A 4,401-nucleotide genomic window follows, 5' to 3' on the forward strand; every position below is an offset into this window, starting at 1 on the left:
CCACGAGGCGGCCCGGCGCCCGGCCCGGCGGGCGGCGCGCTCGCCGCTGCGGCGCACGACGCGCGCGCGCAGCGGGGCCGGTCGCTCGACGTCGGGGCGCATCGTTCCACCCTAGGACAGCCGCCTGGGCGCGCGCGGTGACCCTCGACCCCCGTGCGGGGTTGCGGTCGCGCGGGGTTACGGTCGTGCGACGGACGGACGGACGGTACCGACGACACGGAGGACGGCGGATGGTCGACGACGCGGGGACCGCACCGAGGATCGTGCTGTTCGGGCGCGCGGGGTGCCACCTGTGCGACGCGGCCCGCGAGGTGGTGACGGCCGTCGCGGCGGAGCAGGGAGTCGCCTGGGCCGAGGTCGACGTCGACCACCCGGGCCCGGGCTGGGAGCACCGGGACCTGACCGCCGAGCTGGGCGAGCTCGTGCCGGTCGTCGAGGTCGACGGCGTGCCGCGCGGGTACTGGCGGATCGACGCGGACCGGGTGCGGCGAGGGCTGGGCGCGGCGTCGCGCAGGGCCTAGCCTGCAGCCAGGGGGCACCGGCGCCTCCGAGGTCGGAGGTCGGCGTGGACGGTCGTGGTCGGCGGGGGGGCGGCGGCAGCACCCGCGCGGCGACCCGGGGGGTCCCGCAGGCGACGGTGGTCCGGCTGCCGACCTACCTGCGCGCGCTGCGCTCGCTGGAGGACGAGGGCGTCACGACCGTCTCGTCGGAGGAGCTCGCCCAGCGCGCCGGCGTCAACCCCGCGCAGCTCCGCAAGGACCTCTCGTTCCTGGGCTCCTACGGGCGCCGGGGCGTCGGCTACGGCACGGCCCACCTCGCCGAGCAGGTCGAGGTCGTGCTCGGCCTGCAGACGCAGCGGCGCGTCGTCATCGTCGGCGTCGGGAACCTCGGGCACGCGCTCGCGCACTACGGCGGGTTCGCCGAGCGCGGCTTCGCGGTGGTCGGCCTCGTGGACGAGGACCCGGCCGTCGTCGGCACCACGGTGGCCGGCCTCGAGGTGCGCCCGTTCGACGAGCTCGCGACGGTGGTCGCGGCGCACGACGTCACCATCGGCATCATCGCCACGCCCGCCGTCCCGGCGCAGCGCGTGGCCGACGCGCTCGTGGACGCCGGGGTGACGGGGATCCTCACGTTCGCGCCGCGGGCGCTGCGGGTCCCCGCGCACGTCGACCTGCGGACGGTCGACGTCGCCTCGGAGCTGCAGATCCTCGCGTTCCACGACACCTGGCGCTCGGGCGCCGGCGCCTAGCCCGGCCGGGCGTCGGGACGCCGTCGCCCCGCCGTCGCCTGCCCCACCCGGACGCGCAGGAGCCCCGCCGGTCGTCCGGCGGGGCTCCTGGTGGCGGGACCGCGCAGGGGGTCGGTCCCGACGGTCCGGCGGTCAGCCCTGCTTGATCGCCGAGGCGTCGATGGTGATCTGGACCTTGTCCGAGACGAGCACGCCGCCGGTCTCGAGCGCCGCGTTCCAGGTCAGGCCGAAGTCCTTGCGGGAGATCGTCACCGAGGACTCGAAGCCGGCGCGCTGGTTGCCGAACGGGTCGGTGGCGGCACCGTTGAACTCGGTGGCCAGCTCGACCTGCTGCGTCACGCCGTGGATGGTGAGGTCGCCGACGATGACGTAGGCGTCGCCCTCGGGGCGGATCTCCGTCGAGACGAAGGTCCACTCGCCGAACTTCTCCACGTCGAAGAAGTCGCCGCTCTTGAGGTGGCCGTCGCGGTTCGCGTCACCCGTGGTGACGGTCGACGGGTCCAGCGTGGCGGTCACCGAGGTGGACGCGAGGTCGTCGCCGACCGTGATCGTGCCCGACGACACCGCGACGGTGCCGCGCACCTTCGAGATGCCGGCGTGCCGCACGACGAAGCCGGCCTCGGTGTGCGACGGGTCGATGGCCCAGGTGCCGGTGGTCAGGCCGGTGGGGATCGCGGTCAGGGTGGTCATGGTGCCTCCAGCAGTCGTTGAATCGTCAACCAAGATCGATAGTTCAAAGTTGTACTACACTCGGGACGACGGTGCAAGAGGGGCGGGACGAGCGCGTCCGGCCGACGAGGGCACCGCGCCTCTCGCCCCACGGCGGGGACCGGGTCGATACTCGGTGCCGGCACGGGCGACGCGGCGCGGCCCGACGCGATGCACCCCGGGCACGGGAAGGTGGACGAGATGAGCGCGGCGACGGACGACGTGACGACGGACGAGCGGGTGGACGCGACGGCGCCGGTCGACCTGCCGGTCGACGACGTCCGCTGGCTCTCGACGGACGAGCAGGCGTCGTGGCGCTCGTTCCGCGACGGCGTGATCCGCCTGTTCGACGCGATCGCGCGCGACCTCGAGGTCGACGCAGGCCTCTCGCCGCACGAGTACGAGGTGCTCGTCCGCCTCTCCGAGGCCGACGGGCGCACGCTGCGGATGTCGCAGCTCGCCGACGACCTCGCCCACTCCCGCAGCCGGCTCACGCACACCGTGCGCCGGATGGAGGAGCGCGGCCTCGTCGAGCGCCGCGCGTGCTCGTCCGACGCGCGGGGCGTCAACGCCTTCCTCACCGAGCAGGGCTGGCAGACCCTCGTGGCCGCGGCCCCCGGCCACGTCCGGTCGGTGCGCGCCCACCTCGTCGACGTGCTGACCCCGGAGCAGCTGCGCCAGCTCGGCGACGCGATGACCGCCGTGCGCGACGGGCTGGCCGGCCCCTGCGAGGACGTGCGGTCCTCGTCCTGCGACCTGGCCTGAGACGCCCGGCCGGCGGCGGGCGAGCGCGCCGGCCACGCGCGTCCTCCCCGCCGCGCGTGACCTTCGTCGCTTGTGCCGCACCCGTGCCCGCCCACCCAGGTCGGTAGGCGAGACTGTGCCCATGGCTCCCCCGACCATGACGACCGTGCACCTCATGCGCCACGGCGAGGTGCACAACCCCGAGGGCGTGCTCTACGGGCGCCTGCCGGGCTACCGCCTCTCGGACCGTGGCCAGGAGATGGCGCGCGCCGTCGCCGCGCACCTGGCCGGCGAGCCGTCCGGCCCGGGCGAGCAGGCCGGCCACCGGCACGACGTCGTCGCGGTCGTCGCCTCGCCGCTGCAGCGCGCGCAGGAGACCGCCGCCCCGATCGCGGCCGCGTTCGGGCTCGACGTGCGCACGGACCCCCGGGTCATCGAGGCCGGCAACCACTTCGAGGGCAAGACGTTCGGCGTGGGCGACGGCTCGCTGCGCCACCCGGAGCACTGGCCGTACCTGCGCAACCCGTTCCGGCCGTCGTGGGGCGAGGCCTACGCCCTCCAGGTGGACCGGATGCTCGCGGCGGTCGACGACGCGCGCGCCCTCGCGCGCGGGCACGAGGCCGTCGTCGTGAGCCACCAGCTGCCGGTATGGGTCACCCGCCTGGCGCTCGAGCGGCGGCGGCTGTGGCACGACCCGCGGCGCCGGCAGTGCGCGCTGGCCTCGCTCACGAGCCTGCGGTTCGAGGACGACACGCTCGTCGGCATCGGCTACACCGAGCCGGCGGCGCACCTGCTGCCCGGCGCCTCGACCACGGCGGGGGCCTGAGGTGCGGCGCGCGGCGGGGCTGCTGCTGGCGGGCGTCCTCGCGGTCGCGCTCGCGGGCTGCGCGCCCGAGACGACGAGCGGCGACGACGTGGTCGACCAGGGCTACCAGTCCGGCGACGGCTCCACGACCACCTGGCCCGCCGCCGAGCGCAAGGGGCCCGTCGAGCTGAGCGGTGAGGACTTCTCCGGCGCGGCGCAGGACGTGGCGGGCTGGCGCGGCGACGTCGTCGTGCTCAACACCTGGTACGCGGCGTGCCCGCCCTGCCGCGCGGAGGCGCCCGACCTCGTCGCGCTCGCGAACGACTACGCGGACCAGGGCGTGCACGTGCTGGGCATCAACGGCACGGACGCCGCCGGCGCGGCCGAGGCGTTCCAGCGGCAGTTCGACGTGCCGTACCCCAGCATCGCCGACTCGACCGGCTCGGCCATCGCCGCGCTGCAGGGCACGGTGCCCGTCAACGCGGTCCCCACCACCGTGGTGCTCGACCGGGACGGCAAGGTGGCCGCGCGCGTGCTGGGCCTCGTCGACGCCTCGACGCTGCGGACGGTCGTCGAGGACCTGCTGGCGGAGGGCGCGTGACCCTCGCCGCCACGAGCCTCGCCACCCTGCCGGCCCTGCTGCCGACCGCGGGGTTCGGGGAGACCGTCGTGTCCGGCTCGCTGCTGCTCGCGGTGCCGGTCGCGGTGCTCGCGGGGCTGGTCTCGTTCGCGTCGCCGTGCGTGCTGCCGCTCGTGCCGGGGTACCTCGGGCTGCTCGGCGGCATGGCGGGGGGCACGGCGAGCGGCACGGCGGGAGGAACGGCGGCACGCGCGGCCGCCCCGCCGCGACGGGCGTCCGCCGTCGTCGGCGTCGGGGTGCTGCCCGGCGTGGTGG

General features: G+C 75.9%; 6 protein-coding genes and 1 pseudogene. 6 read left to right on the forward strand and 1 reads right to left on the reverse strand.

What is annotated here, in order from left to right:
* Positions 1 to 230 precede the first annotated feature (230 nt).
* Together HGCM_RS07515 and HGCM_RS07520 are read left to right on the forward strand one after the other, a co-directional pair.
* The gene (locus tag HGCM_RS07515) at positions 231 to 521 is read left to right on the forward strand and encodes a glutaredoxin family protein (protein WP_019136238.1); all 291 of its coding nucleotides are present in this window, start codon (positions 231 to 233) and stop codon (positions 519 to 521) included.
* A gap of 44 nt (positions 522 to 565) precedes the next feature.
* Complete coding sequence (locus tag HGCM_RS07520; RefSeq protein WP_019136239.1) at positions 566 to 1,249, forward strand: redox-sensing transcriptional repressor Rex; 684 nt, start codon at positions 566 to 568, stop codon at positions 1,247 to 1,249.
* Between the two features lie 132 nt (positions 1,250 to 1,381).
* Here HGCM_RS07520 and HGCM_RS07525 read toward each other — a convergent pair whose 3' ends face one another.
* A complete protein-coding gene (locus HGCM_RS07525) occupies positions 1,382 to 1,939 on the reverse strand; it encodes a YceI family protein (RefSeq protein WP_019136240.1) in 558 nt (185 codons plus the stop codon).
* A gap of 219 nt (positions 1,940 to 2,158) precedes the next feature.
* Here HGCM_RS07525 and HGCM_RS07530 point away from each other — a divergent pair, with 219 nt between their 5' ends.
* The 4 genes and pseudogenes from HGCM_RS07530 to HGCM_RS20410 all read left to right on the forward strand — a co-directional run.
* Entirely contained in the window at positions 2,159 to 2,722 is a 564-nt protein-coding gene (locus HGCM_RS07530) for a MarR family winged helix-turn-helix transcriptional regulator (protein WP_147572746.1), read from the forward strand.
* A gap of 121 nt (positions 2,723 to 2,843) precedes the next feature.
* On the forward strand, positions 2,844 to 3,527 hold the full coding sequence (locus tag HGCM_RS07535) for a histidine phosphatase family protein (protein WP_019136242.1): 684 nt from the start codon (positions 2,844 to 2,846) through the stop codon (positions 3,525 to 3,527).
* A 1-nt stretch (position 3,528) separates the two neighbouring features.
* Positions 3,529 to 4,107: a TlpA family protein disulfide reductase gene (locus HGCM_RS07540; protein ID WP_019136243.1), complete on the forward strand. Its 579-nt coding sequence runs from the start codon at positions 3,529 to 3,531 to the stop codon at positions 4,105 to 4,107.
* Positions 4,104 to 4,401: pseudogene (locus tag HGCM_RS20410) on the forward strand (cytochrome c biogenesis protein CcdA); the annotation flags it as partial. The gene HGCM_RS07540 and the pseudogene HGCM_RS20410, both read left to right, overlap by 4 nt.

The organism is Cellulomonas massiliensis JC225 (assembly GCF_000312005.1).
In the GTDB taxonomy this organism is placed as follows: Bacteria; Actinomycetota; Actinomycetes; order Actinomycetales; family Cellulomonadaceae; genus Cellulomonas; species Cellulomonas massiliensis.

Excerpts from the sequence above, each read along its gene's own strand:
- HGCM_RS07515 (WP_019136238.1), top strand. The coding sequence starts at position 231 with ATGGTCGACGACGCGGGGACCGCACCGAGGATCGTGCTGTTCGGGCGC.
- HGCM_RS07525 (WP_019136240.1), bottom strand. The coding sequence starts at position 1,939 with ATGACCACCCTGACCGCGATCCCCACCGGCCTGACCACCGGCACCTGG.
- HGCM_RS07530 (WP_147572746.1), top strand. The coding sequence starts at position 2,159 with ATGAGCGCGGCGACGGACGACGTGACGACGGACGAGCGGGTGGACGCG.
- HGCM_RS07535 (WP_019136242.1), top strand. The coding sequence starts at position 2,844 with ATGGCTCCCCCGACCATGACGACCGTGCACCTCATGCGCCACGGCGAG.